This is a genomic window from Bradyrhizobium sp. USDA 4472 (assembly GCF_054058595.1).
The window spans coordinates 5743222-5760847 of sequence record NZ_JBSSAM010000001.1 but is presented as its reverse complement, the minus strand read 5'-3'; the positions used below and the strand labels follow the sequence as shown (position 1 = coordinate 5760847).

Below are 17626 nucleotides of genomic sequence, written 5' to 3'. Positions count from 1 at the left end.
CCGCGGGCGGGATCGCTCACCCGCGGCTTGCATCATCACGCCGCCTTCAGCGACGCCTCGAGCTTGCCGGCGATGTAGCGCCGCTCCTGGGTCAGGCCGCCGAAGCCGTAGGCGTCGCCCTTGACCTCGTCGACATGCAGATACGTCTCGGGATGCAGCGGGCCCAAAATCTCGGCCATGCGCTTGAACATCGCGGCGAGGTAGGCTGCCTTCTCGTCCTTGGTGTTGGTACCTTCCGTGACGTGGATGTCGATCCAGTAGCTGGCGAGCCTCTGCTCGGCGAGTGACTTCCCGCCGGCGAACCAGTCATCTGCATCGACCGACTTCACGATGACGGCGGTGACCTTGGGGTCCTTGTGCAGGATTTTTGCGGTGAGCTCCGACACGGCGCTCGCGATGTCGGACTTCAGCGAGGGCGACTGGCGGGACGAGCTGTAGGACACGGTGATCAGCGGCATTGTCGTTCTCCTCAGGATGTCGCGCTTTTTGCGCGGCGTTGATGAGAAGCTAGACCTTCCCGCATCATTTTGGTATCTTATCTCTATAGATAGCAGTGATAAAACATCATAATGAAAGCCACACTCGATATTGCGACGGTCCAGGCCTTTCTGCTGGTCGCCGACCTCCAGAGCTTCACCCGCGCCGCGGAGGCGCTCGGCACGACGCAGGCAGCCGTCAGCCTCAAGCTACAGAGACTGGAAGCGCTGCTGGGCAAACGTCTCGTCGAGCGCTCGCCCCGGGCCGTCCGCCTCACCGCCGACGGCGCGGGCTTCATCGAGCGCGCCCGCGCTTTGATGGCGGCGCATGATCGCGCGCTCTCGGGCGAGGCGGCGGCCGCGCAGTCGCTCTCGCTCGGCATCTCCGACCATGCGGCAGGCCCTGAACTGGTGCCGCTGCTGGAACGGCTGCACACGATGTCGTCAGACCTGACGCTTGCCGTCACCATCGGCTTCTCGCGCCAGATGCAGGATGCCTATGATGCGGGCGAGCTGGATGCGGTGATCGTGCGCCAGGAAGGCAGCCGTCGCGGTGGCGAAAAACTAACCGAGGATGAGTTCGGCTGGTTCGCGTCGCGCCGCTTCACGCTGCCGAAGGGCGAGCCACTGCCGCTGGCAACACTCGCCCCACCCTGCGGCGTTCGCGCGATTGCCGTACGTGCGCTCGACAAGGCCGGCGTCACCTGGCGTGAGCGCTTCGTCGGCGGCGGGGTGACGGCGGTCGTTGCCGCTGCGCTTGCTGGCCTCGCGGTCGCACCGCTGGCGCGGCGGATCGCAGCTCCCGGGCTGATCGACGTCGGACCTGCGCACAAGCTGCCCAAGCTCGGCAGCTCGAAGGTGATGCTGCATTCGAAGGTCAGCGCCCCCGCCAAGCTCGCCGCCCTGCGTGCGGTGGCAGCGACGTTCCGGAGTGCAGCCTCCACCTGACACCTCACAGAATCGCCTCGAACGCGCTGCGCAGCGTCTCGTGCCGGAAGACAAAACCGCGGCTCAACGCCTTGTTCGGCAGCACGCGCTGACCGCCGAGCAGCAGCTCGTCGGCAAAGCCGCCGCCGATCCGGCGCAAGATGCCTCCGGGGATGCGGAACACCGCGGGCCGGTGCAGCCGGCGGCCGAGCTCCTCGGTGAATTTTGCGTTGGTCACGGGGATCGGCGCAGTCGCATTGACCGGCCCTGTGAGATCGGGCGTCGCCATCACATAGGCGATCAGCCGGATCAAATCGTCGCGCTCGATCCAGGACATCCACTGCCGCCCGGTGCCGATGGGACCACCGAGCCCGAACTCGAACGGCGTCAGCATGCGCGTGATGAAGCCGCCCTCGGTGCCCAACACGAGCCCGATACGCAAGAAGACCACGCGGACGCCAAGCTCTTCCGCCGGCCGTGCCGCCTTCTCCCAGGCCGCGCACAGTTCGTGGCTGAAGCAGGCGTGCGACTTGGCAGATTCGGTCAGCACCTGGTCGGCCCACAACCCATACCAGCCGATCGCGGAGCCGCTGACCAGCACCTCGGGCTTGCGTGCGAGCCGCGCGATCAGCTTGACGACCTCGCCTGTCATCTCGATGCGCGAGCCAATGATCTTCGCGCGTTTGGTCTCGGTCCACAGCCCATTGCCGATCGGCTCGCCGGCGAGATTGACGATGGCGTCGATAGGTGTGTCCGCGGCGAGCTGATCAAGACTGGTGATCAGCGTCACCGGCGGCGGCAGCATCTCCGCCTTCGCGGGGTTGCGGATCAGCGCGATGACGTGGTGCCCTGCTCCGCTGAGGCTCGCCGCAAGGCGGCTGCCGATGAAGCCGGTCGCGCCTGTGATCAGCACGGTCTTGCGGCCGGAGATCTTCTCGACAAGTCCTTCCGCGGGAACAGTCTTCATGCGGCCGAGCCGGCGCATCGCCGCAAAATCCCTGATGCCGCAGAGTGCCGCGCCGACCGCGCAGGCGCTCGCGGCGATGCTGAGCAGGCCCTGATGGACGACCCTCATGCCGAACGGCTGCATCGCCCAATCGATCAGCACGGGCAGCAGCAGCACCAGAATGGCGCCGTAGTTGATCGCCAGCAGCGTGTGGTTGATCCGCTCGCTCGGCGGCAGCTTCCGGCTCAGATCCTCCTCGACGAAATCCATCAGCGTGATGACGATCTCGGCGACGAGAACCGCGACGATCAGCAACGCCGGCAGGCCATGGACCTCCAACCAGCCGAGCAGCAGGAACAGCAGGGCATAGAGCATGTTGCGGATGCCATGCAGCTTCAGCTCGAAGCGCTGCGACGGTCGCCAGGCCAGGCGCTCGGTGAATTCGTGATGATAGAAGGTGTCGAACACGCCCATCACGATCTGGATGGCGATGAGCGTCCACAAGAGCGGGGTCATGACACGGCCTCCCTGAACACGGCGGACTGGTGGATCAGCGCGCCGTAACGCGGATGGATGACGTCGAGAGTGAAACGGAATGCGCCCTCGCCGAGATCGCTGTGCGTCACCGTGAGATCGCCCGGCGTGAGCCATTGCGGCAGCGGGATCCAGAGGCGCCCGAACTGCAGGCCATAGGCGGCACTGCGGAAGGTCAACGTCTCGCCTTCGACCGCGATACGGAGCGCCATCGAGACGCCGAAGCCGACATATTCCTCGAGCCCGGTCGGGCCAGCAAAGCGTTTTGCCGAGTGGATCACCTGCGGAAAGCCGCGCTTGCGCGCGCAGATGCGGGTCCAGGTCTGGCCGCCGGTCGCACCGTCCTCGGTGACGGTGACGATCATGGGCACGCCTGTGTCGCGCCCCGTGGGCAGCGGGCCCCCAATCAGGCGCGCGGCTTGCGCAAACCACCAGCCGATATCGCTGAACGAGACCTCGTCGACGATTCCGACATAGACCACGCTGTCGCCGTCGGCGACACGCTTGGAGAAGCGCCGCCACGTTGCGAGCGGCAGGCGGCCCCAATCCTCATCCGACAGCAATGCGCGAAAGCGGCGGTCGTCGAGCAGCTTGATGTGAGCGGTGGTTGGTGCGTTGGAGCCTGATAATCTCGCCGACGTCATCACAACCTCCTCAGAACTAATTGGCCTTGCCGAGCGGCAACAGGTTGCCGATCTTCTCGCCAAGCCGCATCAAGGCGACGAGGCGCGGCCGCGGCACTTTCAGCATCTGCATGAACCAGTGGTCGGCGAGCTCGGTGAAGGCGAGCATCTCCTTGAGACGTTTGCTCGCGACCGGATTGATCGTCGGATCGTCGGCGGCGTCGGTCACGCAGGCCCTGAGCGCGGTGATCGCAGGATCGAGCTCGCGCTCCTTGCGCCTTGCTGCGATCCGCGCTGCGACCTCCCAGATATCGGTCTCGGCCTCGTAATGATCGCGGCGGTCGCCGAGGATCGGCACTCGCCGGATCAAATTCCAGGCCAGCAGCTCCTTCAGCGAGTTGGAGACGTTGGAGCGGGCCATGCCGAGCGTGTCGGCGATGTCCTCGGCCGTCATCGGTGCCTCGGCCAGATACAAGAGCCCGTGGATCTGGCTGACCGAGCGGTTGACGCCCCACTGGTCCCCCATGTCGCCCCAATGCAGGATGAAGCGCTCGACGGCCGCAGGGAGTTTCTTCTTTCCTGTTATTTCTGTCATGACAGAAATATCTGACAGATTCGACTGCCTGTCAAGGGACGTTTGGCGGGGTCGCGTGCTTGCACACCGGCCCCTCGATTTGCCTTAAAATATCCCAGAGAACGGGAACCAAACGCCCCCCTGAGACGTTTGTCCCGGTCGAGGCGGGGTTAGGAATGGTCAAAAAGTCCAGTCAACAGAGAGACTTATTCGAAAGTGAACGAAGCTTTCGGCTGTTGGTTGAGGGAGTTGCGGACTACGCGCTCTATATGCTCGATCCCAATGGGATCATCACCAGCTGGAATATCGGCGGCGAGCGGATCAAGGGCTATTCGCCCCAGGAGATCCTCGGCCAGCATTTTTCGCGCTTCTACACCGAGACCGATCGCACCAACGGCAAGCCTGCGCGCGCGCTCGGCATCGCCAGGGAGCAGGGCCGCTACGAGGAGGAAGGCTGGCGCGTCCGCAAGGACGGCACCTTCTTCTGGGCGAGCGTCGTCATCGACCCGATCTACGAGGACGGTAACCTCGTCGGCTTCGCCAAGATCACCCGCGACATCACCGAGCGCCGCGAGACGCAGCTGAAGCTCGAGGCGATGCAGACGCAGCTTGCGGAGTCGCAGAAGTTCGATGCGCTCGGCCAGCTCACCGGCGGAGTAGCGCACGACTTCAACAACCTCCTGATGATCATCAGCGGCAGCCTCCATATCCTCAGGAAGGGCGCCCCCGACGATTCGAAGTTTCAGCGCGCCATCCTGGCGATCGACACGGCCACGAGACGCGGCGCTGCGCTGACGGGACAGCTCTTGAGCTTCGCGCGGCGGCAGAGCGTCAATCCGCAGCCGATCCGGTTCGGCGACCGCGTGGAGGCGATCCGCGAGGTGCTTCACGCGGGCGTCGGCAGCGCCGTTCGTCTCGCCTTCGAGATCGAGCGTGACCTCTGGCCGGTCAGGGCTGACGTCTCCGAGCTCGAGACGGGGCTGCTCAACCTGGTCATCAATGCGCGTGACGCCATGCCCGACGGCGGCACGGTGACGATCGGCGCGCACAACATCGTCCTGAATGATCCCCTTCATAGCGGCGAATACGTCGCGATCACCGTCGCCGACACCGGGCTCGGCATTCCCTCCGACGTCGTCGACAAGATTTTCGAACCGTTCTTCACGACGAAGCCGGTCGGCAAAGGCACCGGGCTCGGTCTGTCGCAGGTGCACGGCTTTGCGCATCAGGCCGGCGGCACGGTCAAGGTCGCAAGCGAGCTCGGCAAGGGCACGACCTTCACGATCCTGCTGCCGCGCGAAACCGCGACAGCACCGGTCGAAGCGCTCGAACCGGGGCCGGTGCGCGGCAGCGGCACGGTGCTGCTGGTCGAGGACAATCCCGACGTAGCCCTCGTCAGCATCGGCCTGCTGGAGCAGCTCGGCTACCGCGTGCATCGGGTTGCAGATGCCGAATCCGCGTTGCGGGAGATCGAGACCAACGGTGTCGACTTCGTGTTCTCCGACATCGTGATGCCCGGCAAAATGGACGGGCTCGGCCTCGCTCACCGCCTGCGCCAGATCCGCCCCAACCTGCCGGTGCTGCTCGCCACCGGCTATAGCGAAGCCGCCGCCGGTGTCCGCGGCGATTTTCCGATCCTGCGCAAGCCGTATGAGATCCACGAGCTGAGCGAGGCGATTTCGAAGCTGCCGCGGTGATGGTTTCTTCACCTCTCCCGAAGGGAGAGTGACACTGCGATCGCCGATCGTGCCCCTAAACCGTCGGCAACACCGAGAACGCCTCCCCTGGCCGGCGCAGGTTCAGCTCATCCACGCTCGCCGTTTCGCTGGTCACGTTGTCGACATGCGAGGACGGCGGGCCGTGGCGGCACAGCGCGACCATGTCCGCAACGAGTTTCGGCGGACCTGCGAACAGCGCTTCGACGCTGCCGTCGCGGCGGTTGCGCACCCAGCCTTCGAGGCCGCTCGCGGTCGCCTGATGCTCGACCCAGGCCCGGTAACCGACGCCCTGGACGCGGCCGCGGATCATCAGCTGAAGGATTGCCCGGCTCATTTTTTCAGTCCGAGAAAGTCAGCGCTGCGCTCTTTTACCTCGGCATCGCGCATGACGCGGCTGGTCAACTCCGCCGGCGGCAATCCCTTCAGCGCTGTCGGCGACGCCCCCTCTCGCAACGCCTTCTGCACCTCGTACACCGCCCGCGTGGCCGCCGCGATCGGCGCATGGCCCTGAAGCGCGATGCGGACGCGCTGGTTCGCCAGGTAATCGGTCGCATTCAATTCGTCCGGCGCACCACCAAGCACGATCGGCAGATGGGTTGCGCTCACGATCGCCTCGAGCTCTGCCCGCGACCTGACGCCGGTGAAGAACAGCGCATCGACTCCGGCGGCCTCATAAGCCTTGGCACGCCTGATCGCGTCCCCGATCGCAGTGATCGAGGCCGCGCCGGTGCGGCCCATGATGACCAGCGCGGGATCGCCGCGGGCGTCGAGCGCGGCTTTCATCTTGCCGACGCCCTCGTCCAGCGAGATCAGCTGCGTTCTTGCCTCGCCAAAAGCGGCCGGCAGCAGCGTGTCCTCGATGGTCAGGCCGGCAGCACCCGCTGTCTCCAGCTCCTGCACCGTGCGGCGCACGTTGAGCGCATTGCCATAGCCGTGATCAGCGTCGACCAGCACCGGCAGGCTTGCCGCGCGCGACATCCGCCGCATCTGCTCGGCGAGCTCGGTGAGCGTGATCAGGGTGACGTCAGGATCGCCGAGCACGGCGAGTGAGGCCACAGAGCCGCCGAACATGCCGAGTGGAAAGCCGAGATCCTCGGCAATGCGGATCGAGATCGCGTCATAGACCGAGCCGGGATGGACGCAAGCCTGGCCCGACAAAATCGATCGGAGTTTTTCGCGGCGGGAACGAAAGGCCATGGTGCCCTCTCAACTGTTGCGACGCAGCCGCAACATACTCCGTCATTGCGAGCGTAGCGAAGCAATCCAGAATCTTTCCGCGGAGGCAGTCTGGATTGCTTCGCTGCGCTCGCAATGATGTTGTCGTGGGGCCCGGCTAAGGGCCCCAAGTGCACGCTTTACGCAAACTCCAGGATCAGCGCGTCCACCGCCAGCGTCGCGCCGGCGCTGGCGTGGACCTTCTTCACGGTGCCGTCCTGTTCGGCACGCAGCACGTTCTGCATCTTCATGGCTTCGACCACGGCCAGCGTCTCGCCGGCCTTGACCTCCTGCCCTTCGGTCACGGCGATCGAGACGATGAGGCCGGGCATCGGGCACAGCAATTTCTTGCCGCTGTCGGAAGCGGTCGTCACCGGCATCAGGCGCGCGGAGGCCGCTTCCGCTTCCGTCCAGACATAGACCGGCACCTCGACGCCTTGATGCGCCAGACGGATGCCGTTGGCGATCGGGCGCGCCTGCACCGCGATGAAGTGACCGTCGATCGTGCCCTGCCAGACCGGATCGCCCGGCTTCCATGCGGACTGCAACAGATGCGCGTTTCCGGCCTTGCCCTCGGCATCGATGAACCGGATCGCGATCGCCTCACCCTCGCGACTGACCTCCAGCAAAATCTCCTGGCGATCGAGCCACACCGCGCGGCGGCGCTCGCGCTGCACCACGCGGCCGCCCAGCTGGCCCGAGATCTGCCGCTTGCGTTCGCCGAGCACATGATCAACTGCCGCACCGACCGCTGCGATCCGCCGCGCGACCTCGCCCTCGGGCACGCGCGCGGCAAATCCCTTGGGGAATTCCTCGGCGATGAAACCGGTCGACAGATTGCCCTCGCGCCAGCGCGGATGATGCATCAGTGCCGACAGGAACGGGATGTTGTGCCTGATCCCGTCGACATAGAACGAGTCGAGCGCGGTCGCCTGCGCCTCGATCGCCGCGGCGCGCGACGGCGCGTGTGTGACGAGCTTGGCGATCATCGGATCGTAATGGATCGAGATCTCGCCGCCCTCCTGCACGCCGGTGTCGTTGCGCACGGTGATGCCATCCTGGCTCACTTCCGCGGGCGGGCGATACTTCACGAGGCGACCGATCGATGGCAGGAAGTTGCGGAACGGGTCCTCCGCATAGAGACGCGATTCCACCGCCCAGCCGGTCAGCGTGACATCCTTCTGAGTCAGCGCCAGCTTCTCGCCCGCAGCCACCCGGATCATCTGCTCGACGAGGTCGACGCCGGTGACGAGCTCGGTGACGGGATGCTCGACCTGGAGGCGCGTGTTCATCTCCAGGAAGTAGAAGCTCTTGTCCTGGCCAGCGACGAACTCGACGGTGCCGGCGGAATCGTAGTTCACGGCCTTGGCCAGCGCGACGGCCTGCTCACCCATCTTGCGGCGGGTGGCTTCATCGAGCAGCGGCGATGGCGCCTCTTCGATGACCTTCTGATTGCGGCGCTGGATCGAGCATTCGCGCTCGCCGAGATAGATCACGTTGCCATGCTTGTCGCCGAGCACCTGGATCTCGATATGGCGGGGATCGACGATGAATTTTTCGACGAAGACGCGGTCGTCGCCGAACGAGGCCTTGGCTTCGGCCTTGGCGAGATTGAAGCCTTCGGCGACCTCGGCTTTGGAATGCGCAATGCGCATGCCCTTGCCGCCACCGCCGGCCGAGGCCTTGATCATCACGGGATAGCCGATCTCGTCGGCGATCCTGACCGCGTGCTTGTCGTCCTCGATGACGCCGAGATAGCCCGGCACGGTCGAGACCTTGGCTTTGGCCGCCGCCTTCTTGGATTCGATCTTGTCGCCCATCGCGGCGATCGCGCCGGGGTTGGGACCGATGAAGACGATGCCGGCTGCTTCCAGCGCCCGCGGAAACGCCTCGCGCTCGGACAGGAAGCCGTAGCCGGGATGGACCGCCTCGGCGCCGGTTTTTCTACATGCTTCGACGATCTTCTCGATCACCAGATAGCTCTCGGCCGCAGCAGGCGGGCCGATCAGGACGGCCTCGTCGGCCATCTCGACATGGAGAGCGTCGCGGTCGGCCTCGGAATACACGGCAACCGTCTGAATTCCCATCTTGCGGGCGGACTTGATGACCCGGCAGGCGATTTCGCCGCGGTTGGCGATCAGGATGCGTTTGAACATGTTTTTCTTGAGCTTCGTCCCTTGGGCGGGACCCCTCCCAGGCCGGCGGCAGGCCGAGCGGACGGGGCCGTACCCTGTCGTGGTACAGCAAAATCGGCCGGAGGCAACGGTCTAAATCCGCCATGCCTCTGGCGTACCAGCGCAAGACCTGATCGGGCCAGGTGAGCCGCTGGAGGGCCTATGGCTTCGGGGCCTTGATCGTGTCCGTGGTGGTATCCTTGGCCACGTCCCGGACGAGGCCATGAATGAAGCCCAACTTGATGACCACGGCCGGCGACAGGATGAAGGGGTAGAGGTCGCGCAGACCCATGGCGCGGTTGACGCTGTTCATCGCGAAGGTGAAGGGCAGCCATGCGTTGACGATCGCCTCGACGTCCCTTGCCTCGTAGGGGTTGAACCGAATCCGTGTCGACAACTCCCCGTCGCGATCGACCTTGGGACGAACCTCCATGCCGAACTCGCCTGCCATCTCCAGAGTATCGACGATGTGGAGATAGTGCGCCCAGGTCTCGGCGAAGTCCTCCCAAGGATGCGTTGTCGCATAGGCCGAGACGTAATTCTGCTGCCAGTCCAGCGGCGCGCCATCGGCATAATGGCGTCGCAGGGCCTCGCCGTAGTCGGTGGAATCGTCGCCGAACACGGCGCGGCATTCGCCCAGTCTGCCGCCGTCGCGCACCAGCACGTCCCAAAAATAATGTCCGACCTCGTGGCGGAAATGCCCGAGCAGCGTGCGATACGGCTCGCCCATTTCGAGCCTGCGCCGCTCGCGCTCGATGGCATCGGTCTCGGTCAGCGCGATCGTGATCAGGCCGTTGTCATGGCCGGTCATGATCCTCTCGCCACTGTTCGGATCGTCGGCGAGGAAATTGAAGAGCAGGCCGTGCTCCGGGTCGTCCTGCCGGGTCTGGACCGGCAGCTTCCAGCGGATCAGGGAATAGAACAGCCGGTGCTTCGCCACCTCCAGCTCGCGCCAACCGGCGAGCTGCGCGGGGTCGGAGAGATCGGGCACGATGCCGTTGTGGCGGCAGGCACGGCAATAGCCGGTGGTATCGCCGGCATCCGTCAGCCAGTTGCAAGCATCATACTCGGCATTGCGGCACAGCATCCGCCCCTTGCCCTTGTCGGCCAGCGTGGCCCAGCCCTCCCCATCCGGCTCGATCGCCGACATTGTCTCCTTCTCCGGCAGGAAGGCGACCCTGTGACCGCAGCGCTCGCAAGCGCGGTTCTCGAAATAGAGAATGTTGCCGCAGTCCTGGCAGACGAAGAGCTTCAAGATTTAGCCTCTCGGGGGGAATTCTTATCACTATCGGATATGGCGCTTAGCAGATACGCGCGCCGACGGCTCGTCGTTCCAAAGTTTGGAACAAATTGCCAGACCCGACGTTCGTTCATGCCCGCCACCCCTGCGTATTCCCTTTGAGCAATGGATATCACGCTTTGTCTGTGTGAATATCGAACCGGGACGTCTGCTCCCGCATCACAACGGCCGACGCCTTGAACGATCCAGCGCCCGAAACCACCCCCGCCGAGCGGCTGCGCCAGCACCTCGAAGAGATCGCGCGCGAGCGCGACAATGCCTATCATGCGCTCCAGGAGCGCGAGGCGGAGCTCGCACGCATCCAGCGCATCGGCAAGGTCGGCGGCCTCGAGGTCGACTTCCGCGAAGGTTTCAAGAACCGCCGTTCGCCGGAATATCTGATGATCCATGGGCTGCCGCCCGAGGCCGTCGACGAGACGCATGAGGACTGGGTCAGCCGTATCCATCCTGACGACCGCCACGCCACGGTCAAACACTTCTTCGATGCGTTGGCCGCAACCGGCGAGGACTACACCGCCGAGTACCGCATCATCCGCCCGAGCGACCGCGAGACGCGCTGGATCCGGGTCGTCGCCAAGATCGAGCGCGACAGCGACGGCCGCGCCGTCCGCCTCGTCGGCGCCCATATCGACATCACCGACCAGGCGCTGGCGCGCGAGACGCTGCGGGAGAGCGAGGAGCGGTTTCGGCTGATCGCCGACAGCGCGCCGGTGCCGATCTGGGTGACGAAGCTCGACCGCACGCGCTCCTTCGCCAATCAGGCCTATGTCGACTTCGTCGGGCTGCCCTACGAGCAGGCCATCGCCTTCGACTGGCGCAAGGTGCTGCATCCCGACGACCTGCCCCGCGTGCTGCAGCAATCCGTCCAGGGCGAGGCCTCGCTCAAACCGTTCGTGCTGGAGGCCCGCTACAGGGATGCTTCTGGCGAATGGCGCTGGCTGCGCTCGGAATCGCAGCCGCGCTGGGATCCGACCGGCAAGCATATCGGCTTCATCGGCGTCGCCCACGACATCACCGCCGCCAAGCAGGCCGAGATTGAGCTGCGCAGACTCAACGAGACGCTGGAAGAGCGCATCGCCGAGCGCACTGCCGAGCTTGAATCCAACGAATCCCGGCTGCGCGCCATCCTGGCGACCAGCAACCAATATCAGGGCCTGGTCGACCTCAAGGGCGAACTGCTCTACGCCAACAACACTGCGCTCGACGGCATCAAGGCCCGCAGTGAGGATGTGATCGGCAGGCCGTTCTGGGAAACGCCGTGGTTCACCGGCACACACGGTATGAGTGCCGCCGTGCGCGAGGCCTTCGAGAGCGTGTTGAAAGGCCAGGCGGTACGGATGGAGATGCGGCTGCGCCTCCCGGTCGGCGAGCGCGACTTCGATTTCGGCATGCGGCCCGTGCTCGACCGCCATGGCAACATCACCGGCGCAGTGCCGGAGGCGGTCGACATCACCGAGCGACGTCGCGGCGAGGAAGCGCTGCGGCAGTCGCAGAAGATGGAGGCGATCGGCCAGCTCACCGGCGGCGTCGCACATGACTTCAATAATCTGCTCACGATCATCCGCTCGGCGACCGACTTCCTGCGCCGGCGCGAGCTGCCGGAGGAGCGCCGCCGCCGCTATGTCGATGCCATCTCCGACACCGTCGAGCGCGCCTCCAAGCTGACCGCGCAGCTCCTCGCCTTTGCGCGGCGGCAGCCGCTGAAGCCGCAGATCTTCAATGTCGGCAGCCAGGTCGAAGGCGTGGCGCAGCTGGTCCGACCGCTGGTCGGCGGTCGCATCGAAATCGCCGTCCAGATCGACGATTCCGATTGCTTTACCGTGGCCGACGTCGCCCAGTTCGAGACCGCGCTGATCAACCTCGCCATCAACGCCCGCGACGCCATGGACGGCGAAGGCCGCCTCACCATCGCCGTGCGCAAGGTTCAGGGCATTCCGAACCTGCGTGCGCAATCGGCGCGCGGCGGCGACTATGTCGCAATCTCCGTGGCGGACACCGGCAGCGGCATCGCACCCGAGAACATCGACGCCATCTTCGAGCCGTTCTTCACCACCAAGGAGGTCGGCAAAGGTACCGGGCTCGGCCTCAGTCAGGCGTTCGGCTTCGCCAAGCAGTCCGAGGGTGACATCGCGGTGACGAGCACGCACGGACAGGGCGCGACCTTCACGATCTATTTGCCGCAGGCGCAGAGCCCCGCGACCGAAAAGGAAGCCACATCGCTGACCAGCGAAAGCGCGACCACCGGGCGCGGTTACCGCGTCCTCGTGGTCGAGGACAATGACGATGTCGGCCAGTTCTCGACTGAGCTCCTGGAGGATCTCGGCTACGTCACCCGCCGCGTCGCCAACGCCAGTGCAGCACTCGCCATTCTCGCGGAGAACGAATTCGCCGTCGACCTCGTGTTCTCGGACGTCATCATGCCCGGCATGAACGGCGTCGAGCTCGCCGGCATCATCCGCGAGCGCTATCCGGGCCTGCCGGTGGTGCTCACCTCTGGCTACAGCAACGTGCTCGCCGAAAACGCCCACCGCGGGTTCGAATTGATTCAGAAGCCGTATTCGGTGGAGTCGCTGTCGCGCATCCTGCGCAAGGCCATTACCGAGAAGCTGTCGGTGGCAAGGTAGACATGAGCGCAGGAAGCCACCACAAACGACGCTGGCGCGCCGTCCAACGGATATCGATGACATGAAACCCGCCTTCTTCTCCGCCTGGCAGACCTGGGCGCTGCTGTCCGCCTGCTTTGCCGCATTGACTGCGATCTTCGCCAAGATCGGCGTCGAGAACATCAATCCTGATCTCGCGACATTCATCCGCACGATCGTGGTGCTGCTGGCTTTCTCGGTGCTGTTGTTCTTCACCGGGCAGTTCGCGGTGCCCTCGGCGGTCTCGTCGCGGACGTGGCTGTTCCTGGTGCTGTCGGGCCTCGCCACCGGCGCGTCTTGGCTGTGTTACTTCCGAGCGCTGAAGCTCGGACCCGCCACGCTGGTCGCACCGATTGACAAGCTCAGCGTCGTGCTGGTTGCCGTTTTCGCTTTCGCCTTTCTCGGTGAGCGTCCGACGGCGCAAGGCTGGGTCGGGATCACGATGATTGGCGCCGGCGCGGTTCTCCTGGCCGTGAAGTTCTAGGTCGGGAACAAAGTTGGCGGGAGTTCGGTTTCTGCCGGGGCGCTTCCCTGCCTCGATCGAGACACCGATGTCGAGCGAACACCGCAGTCAGGCAAGGCAGGCCGGCCACGCGCTGGATGCAGCGAATTTCTTCCTCGCCGACGTCCGTGACGGGCTCGGCCCCTATCTTGCCGTCTACCTCCTCGCCGAGCAGCACTGGGACGAAGCGCGCATCGGCCTCGTGATGTCGATGGCAACCATCGCCGGCATCGTGGCGCAGACGCCGGCCGGCGCTCTGGTCGATGCGACGCGCGCGAAGCGGACCGCGATGGCGGCCGCCGCCATCATGGTGACCATCGCCTCGCTGTCCGTGCCGCTGTTTCCAAGCTTCTTGCCGGTCGCGATCTCTCAAGGTATCGCCCAAGCCGCCGCCGTGGTCTTCCCGCCGGCAATCGCGGCCGTCTCGCTCGGCATCTTCGGCCGTGCCGCCTTCACGCGGCGGATCGGCCGCAACGAGACCTTTAATCACGCCGGCAACGCGGTCGCGGCCGGGCTCGCAGGCGTGTCCGCTTACTGGTTCGGCCCGACAGTCGTGTTCTGCCTTCTCGGCGCCATGGCCCTAGCGAGCCTCGTCAGCATCCTTGCGATCCCGGAACGCGCCATCGACCACGAGCTTGCCCGCGGCCTGCACGAAACCGCTCGGGATGGGCAGCACGAACCGCCGTCCGGGCTCGGCGTGCTGCTCACGTGTCGGCCCCTGCTCGCCTTCGCGATCTGCGTCCTGCTCTTTCACCTCTCCAACGCCGCGATGCTGCCGTTGGTCGGGCAAAAGCTCGCGCTTCAAGACAAGAAGCTGGGCACCAGCCTGATGTCCGCCTGCATCGTGGCGGCGCAGATCGTGATGGTGCCCTTCGCCATCCTGGTCGGCGCCCGGGCCGACCGCTGGGGCAACAAGCGCTTCTTCCTTGCCGCGCTCCTGATCCTCCCAATTCGAGGCGCGCTCTACACCTTCTCCGACAATCCATCCTGGCTGGTCGGCGTGCAGCTGCTGGACGGCGTCGGTGCCGGCATCTTTGGCGCGATCTTCCCCGTCATCGTTGCCGATCTGATGCGTAACAGCGGCCGCTTCAACGTCGCGCAGGGCGTTGTCATCACAGCCCAGAGCATCGGAGCTGCGCTGTCGACGACGCTCGCCGGTTTCGTCGTGGTCGAAGCTGGCTACAGCGCAGCCTTCATGACCCTCGGCGCGATCGCCGCGATCGGCGTCGTCATCTGCCTCCTCGCCCTGCCCGAGACGCGGCAAATCGTCGATGTCGGTCCGCGCCCGCGGGGGAAGACAGCGGCGCGAGCTTCCGCTATCGCTGCGAAATGAATCCATTGCACAAGGATTGAACGTGCCGTCTCACGCCATCTGGGCCTGGAGCATCATCGTCGCCGCGACCGCTTGCGTCATCATCCGCCCTTTCCGCCTGCCCGAGGCGATCTGGGCCGTGCTCGGCGCCGGCGCTCTGGTGCTGCTCGGCTTCCTGCCGTGGCAGGACGCGCTTCTCGGCATCGAGAAAGGCGTCGACGTCTACCTCTTCCTGATCGGCATGATGCTGATCGCCGAGCTCGCCCGGCTCGAAGGCCTGTTCGACTATCTTGCAGCGCTTGCGGTGGAATATGCCGCCGGCTCGCCGCGGCGGCTGTTCCTGTTGATCTACATCGTCGGCACGGTCGTCACCGTGCTGCTCTCGAACGACGCCACCGCCATCGTGCTGACGCCCGCAGTCTACGCCGCAACGCGCGCAGCCGGCGCCAAACCGCTGCCTTATCTGTTCGTCTGCGCCTTCATCGCCAATGCCGCGAGCTTCGTGCTGCCGATCTCAAACCCCGCCAACCTCGTCGTGTTCGGCGCGCGCATGCCGCAGCTGACGGAATGGCTGCGCCTCTTGGCCCTGCCCTCGATAGCCTCGATCGTGCTGACCTATGTCGTGCTGCGCCTCGCCCAGCGTCGCGCGCTGAAGGAGGACAAGATCGCACCCAGCGTACCGCATCCAAAGCTCGGCCGCGGCGGCAAGCTCACGGCGGTCGGCATCGTCGCCATCGGCGTCGTGCTGGTCACGGCGTCGGCGCTCGACAAGCAGCTCGGATTGCCGACCTTCATCTGCGGCGTCGTGACCGCCGCGATCGTGCTGCTGATCAGCCGGCAATCGCCTCTCCCCGTGCTGAAGGGCGTCTCCTGGAGCGTGCTGCCGCTCGTCGGCGGGCTCTTCGTCATGGTGGAGACGCTGATCAAGACGGGTGTGATCGGCCAGCTCAGCGCGCTCTTGCATGAAGCCGTCGCGCAATCCGTGACACAGGCCGCCTGGAGCGTCGGCATCGCGACCGGGGTCGCGACCAACGTCGCCAACAATCTGCCGGTCGGCCTTGTCGCCGGGTCGGTCGCCGCGAGCGATCATCTGCCCGCGCCGGTTCTCAGCGCTATCCTGATCGGCGTCGATCTCGGGCCCAACCTGTCAGTCACGGGCTCGCTGGCCACCATCCTCTGGCTCGTCGCGCTGCGGCGAGAGAAGATCGAGGTCGGCGCCTGGCCCTTCCTCAAGCTCGGCCTGCTGGTGACGCCGCCGGCCCTGATCGCGGCACTGGCCGCCGCGATCAGGTAGTTCGTATCCTCAGTCGTTCTCGTAACCGTAGACCTCCGGCAGGATGAAGAGCGCGGCGAGCAATCCGATCAGCGGGAAGATCGCGACCATCAGCGTGGCATTCGCCTGCCCGACCGCAGCGAACACCGTCGGGAACAGGAAGATGGCCAGGAACGACGGCAGCTTCACGAACATGTAGGCGAAGCCGCTCGCCGTGCCGCGGTACTTCGGCTTGGCGACCATGGTCGGGATCGTCATGCAGTTCGACGCATCCCAATAATGGCCCCACAACATGGCAGCCGCCGCAAACGGCAGCAGGATCTTGTTGTCGGTGTAGAGCGCGAAAGCGGCGACCAGCAGCGAAGCCAGCACGATCGCAAAGCCGGCGATCGCGATGCCGCGGTGGCCGATCTTCGGCGTCAGCAGCGGGCCGACCCAGCCGGACAGAGCCGCGAAGCAGAACAGCGCCATGGTCACCAGGTTGATACCGAGCACGCTCGACACGCCGACCATCACGAACAGCACCGGCAAATAGAACGCGAAGGTCGAGAACTCGCTGCCTTGCGCGAAGCAGGCGATCCAGCCGTAGATCGTCGCGCGCCAGCGGATCGGATCCTTCCTGAGGTCGGCGAGGAAGGCGCGGGTCGAGACCTTCGGCACCACCACATCCCTGTCCGGCAGCATGGCGAGATCGTCGTTGAACATCTCGCGCGCGACCTGCTTGGCTTCGCGATAACGTCCCTTCTGCACCAGCCACACCGCCGTCTCCGGCACGTCGTGGCGCAACAGCAGGATGATCAGCGCCGGCACCGCGCCGAGACCGAGCGTCACGCGCCACAGCATCTCGTGCTGGATATCCAGCAGCAGGAAGATCACGATGACGCCGATGGTCAGCACTTCGCCGACGGCGAACATGAACTGCCAGCGATTACCCATGACCTCGCGCTCACCCTTGGCCATGGATTCCATGATGTAGGTGTAGCCGGTCGAGATGTCGGAGCCGAGCGGAATGCCGAGAAAGAAGCGGACGACGACGAGCCAGAAGACGCTGGGCACGAAGGCCTGCGCCAGCGCCAGCACGATGAACATCACCATCGTGACCAGGAACATGACGCGGCGGCCGATCATGTCGGACAGCCAGCCGCCGAGCAGCGCACCGATCAGCGCGCCGCCTTGCGTGCCGGCTGCGGCGAGACCGAGCATCAGCGGATCGGGATTGTACTGCTCCTTGATGAAGATCAGGACGAAGGCGATCGAATAGAGATCCCAGGCCTCGACCAGGATCGAGGCCATCATCAGCCAGCCGACCTTGTTGCCCTTGGGACTGTAATTGGTAATGAGGTAGCGGACCGCGGCTTCGCTCGTGGTCGGTTGTGGCACGGCCATCGTTGACATGTTTGATCCTCTTTT

General features: G+C 65.1%; 15 protein-coding genes. 6 read left to right on the top strand and 9 right to left on the bottom strand.

The annotated features are described in order from the left end of the window. Nucleotides 1–35: 35 nt before the first annotated feature. A complete protein-coding gene (locus ACVWZ4_RS26995; protein WP_456741539.1) occupies nt 36–458 on the bottom strand; it encodes a tautomerase family protein in 423 nt (140 codons plus the stop codon). A gap of 111 nt (nt 459–569) precedes the next feature. On the opposite strand from ACVWZ4_RS26995, the gene ACVWZ4_RS26990 reads away from it, so the two are divergent. Then, the gene (locus ACVWZ4_RS26990; protein ID WP_456741538.1) at nt 570–1424 is read left to right on the top strand and encodes a LysR family transcriptional regulator; all 855 of its coding nucleotides are present in this window, start codon (nt 570–572) and stop codon (nt 1422–1424) included. A gap of 4 nt (nt 1425–1428) precedes the next feature. Here the strand turns inward: ACVWZ4_RS26990 and ACVWZ4_RS26985 are convergent, their stop codons facing one another. The 3 genes from ACVWZ4_RS26985 to ACVWZ4_RS26975 are packed head-to-tail and all read right to left on the bottom strand — an operon-like array spanning nt 1429 to nt 4101. Next, entirely contained in the window at nt 1429–2865 is a 1437-nt protein-coding gene (locus tag ACVWZ4_RS26985) for a TIGR01777 family oxidoreductase (RefSeq protein WP_456741537.1), read from the bottom strand. Continuing rightward, nucleotides 2862–3527, bottom strand: a complete 666-nt coding sequence (locus ACVWZ4_RS26980; protein WP_456741536.1) for a DUF4166 domain-containing protein — start codon at nt 3525–3527, stop codon at nt 2862–2864. The genes ACVWZ4_RS26985 and ACVWZ4_RS26980 overlap by 4 nt, the downstream gene beginning before the upstream one ends. A gap of 16 nt (nt 3528–3543) precedes the next feature. Further along, nucleotides 3544–4101, bottom strand: coding sequence for a GbsR/MarR family transcriptional regulator (locus ACVWZ4_RS26975; RefSeq protein WP_456741535.1), 558 nt, complete (start codon nt 4099–4101; stop codon nt 3544–3546). A gap of 155 nt (nt 4102–4256) precedes the next feature. Between ACVWZ4_RS26975 and ACVWZ4_RS26970 the strand changes: the two genes are divergently transcribed. Further along, the gene (locus ACVWZ4_RS26970; RefSeq protein ID WP_456704010.1) at nt 4257–5777 is read left to right on the top strand and encodes an ATP-binding protein; all 1521 of its coding nucleotides are present in this window, start codon (nt 4257–4259) and stop codon (nt 5775–5777) included. Nucleotides 5778–5832: 55 nt separating this feature from the next. On the opposite strand, the gene ACVWZ4_RS26965 is transcribed toward ACVWZ4_RS26970, so the two are convergent. The 4 genes from ACVWZ4_RS26965 to ACVWZ4_RS26950 form a co-directional block, all read right to left on the bottom strand. Next, a complete protein-coding gene (locus tag ACVWZ4_RS26965; RefSeq protein ID WP_456704011.1) occupies nt 5833–6132 on the bottom strand; it encodes an acylphosphatase in 300 nt (99 codons plus the stop codon). Further along, nucleotides 6129–6995: an isocitrate lyase/PEP mutase family protein gene (locus ACVWZ4_RS26960; protein ID WP_456741534.1), complete on the bottom strand. Its 867-nt coding sequence runs from the start codon at nt 6993–6995 to the stop codon at nt 6129–6131. The genes ACVWZ4_RS26965 and ACVWZ4_RS26960 overlap by 4 nt, the downstream gene beginning before the upstream one ends. Before the next feature lie 158 nt (nt 6996–7153). After that, nucleotides 7154–9169 carry an acetyl-CoA carboxylase biotin carboxylase subunit gene (locus ACVWZ4_RS26955; RefSeq protein WP_456704013.1) on the bottom strand — a complete coding sequence of 672 codons (2016 nt, stop codon included), beginning with the start codon at nt 9167–9169 and terminating at the stop codon, nt 7154–7156. A 178-nt stretch (nt 9170–9347) separates the two neighbouring features. Beyond that, on the bottom strand, nt 9348–10442 hold the full coding sequence (locus ACVWZ4_RS26950; protein ID WP_456741533.1) for a zinc-binding metallopeptidase family protein: 1095 nt from the start codon (nt 10440–10442) through the stop codon (nt 9348–9350). 203 nt (nt 10443–10645) lie between these two features. On the opposite strand from ACVWZ4_RS26950, the gene ACVWZ4_RS26945 reads away from it, so the two are divergent. The 4 genes from ACVWZ4_RS26945 to ACVWZ4_RS26930 all read left to right on the top strand — a co-directional run bounded on the left by ACVWZ4_RS26945 (nt 10646) and on the right by ACVWZ4_RS26930 (nt 16237). Beyond that, on the top strand, nt 10646–13111 hold the full coding sequence (locus ACVWZ4_RS26945; RefSeq protein WP_456738181.1) for a PAS domain-containing protein: 2466 nt from the start codon (nt 10646–10648) through the stop codon (nt 13109–13111). A gap of 61 nt (nt 13112–13172) precedes the next feature. Further along, nucleotides 13173–13613, top strand: a complete 441-nt coding sequence (locus ACVWZ4_RS26940) for an EamA family transporter (RefSeq protein WP_456735404.1) — start codon at nt 13173–13175, stop codon at nt 13611–13613. 67 nt (nt 13614–13680) lie between these two features. After that, nucleotides 13681–14964: an MFS transporter gene (locus ACVWZ4_RS26935; RefSeq protein ID WP_456741532.1), complete on the top strand. Its 1284-nt coding sequence runs from the start codon at nt 13681–13683 to the stop codon at nt 14962–14964. A 22-nt stretch (nt 14965–14986) separates the two neighbouring features. Next, on the top strand, nt 14987–16237 hold the full coding sequence (locus tag ACVWZ4_RS26930; protein ID WP_456741531.1) for an arsenic transporter: 1251 nt from the start codon (nt 14987–14989) through the stop codon (nt 16235–16237). A gap of 9 nt (nt 16238–16246) precedes the next feature. Here ACVWZ4_RS26930 and ACVWZ4_RS26925 read toward each other — a convergent pair whose 3' ends face one another. Beyond that, a complete protein-coding gene (locus tag ACVWZ4_RS26925; RefSeq protein ID WP_456704018.1) occupies nt 16247–17611 on the bottom strand; it encodes an MFS transporter in 1365 nt (454 codons plus the stop codon). Between the last annotated feature and the right edge of the window lie 15 nt (nt 17612–17626).

Bases quoted from the DNA above. Each gene is read 5' to 3' on its own strand.
- ACVWZ4_RS26925 (WP_456704018.1), bottom strand. From the start codon at position 17,611: ATGTCAACGATGGCCGTGCCACAACCGACCACGAGCGAAGCCGCGGTC.
- ACVWZ4_RS26995 (WP_456741539.1), bottom strand. From the start codon at position 458: ATGCCGCTGATCACCGTGTCCTACAGCTCGTCCCGCCAGTCGCCCTCG.
- ACVWZ4_RS26965 (WP_456704011.1), bottom strand. From the start codon at position 6,132: ATGAGCCGGGCAATCCTTCAGCTGATGATCCGCGGCCGCGTCCAGGGC.
- ACVWZ4_RS26970 (WP_456704010.1), top strand. From the start codon at position 4,257: ATGGTCAAAAAGTCCAGTCAACAGAGAGACTTATTCGAAAGTGAACGA.
- ACVWZ4_RS26980 (WP_456741536.1), bottom strand. From the start codon at position 3,527: ATGACGTCGGCGAGATTATCAGGCTCCAACGCACCAACCACCGCTCAC.
- ACVWZ4_RS26985 (WP_456741537.1), bottom strand. From the start codon at position 2,865: ATGACCCCGCTCTTGTGGACGCTCATCGCCATCCAGATCGTGATGGGC.
- ACVWZ4_RS26955 (WP_456704013.1), bottom strand. From the start codon at position 9,169: ATGTTCAAACGCATCCTGATCGCCAACCGCGGCGAAATCGCCTGCCGG.
- ACVWZ4_RS26940 (WP_456735404.1), top strand. From the start codon at position 13,173: ATGAAACCCGCCTTCTTCTCCGCCTGGCAGACCTGGGCGCTGCTGTCC.
- ACVWZ4_RS26990 (WP_456741538.1), top strand. From the start codon at position 570: ATGAAAGCCACACTCGATATTGCGACGGTCCAGGCCTTTCTGCTGGTC.
- ACVWZ4_RS26935 (WP_456741532.1), top strand. From the start codon at position 13,681: ATGTCGAGCGAACACCGCAGTCAGGCAAGGCAGGCCGGCCACGCGCTG.
- ACVWZ4_RS26975 (WP_456741535.1), bottom strand. From the start codon at position 4,101: ATGACAGAAATAACAGGAAAGAAGAAACTCCCTGCGGCCGTCGAGCGC.
- ACVWZ4_RS26960 (WP_456741534.1), bottom strand. From the start codon at position 6,995: ATGGCCTTTCGTTCCCGCCGCGAAAAACTCCGATCGATTTTGTCGGGC.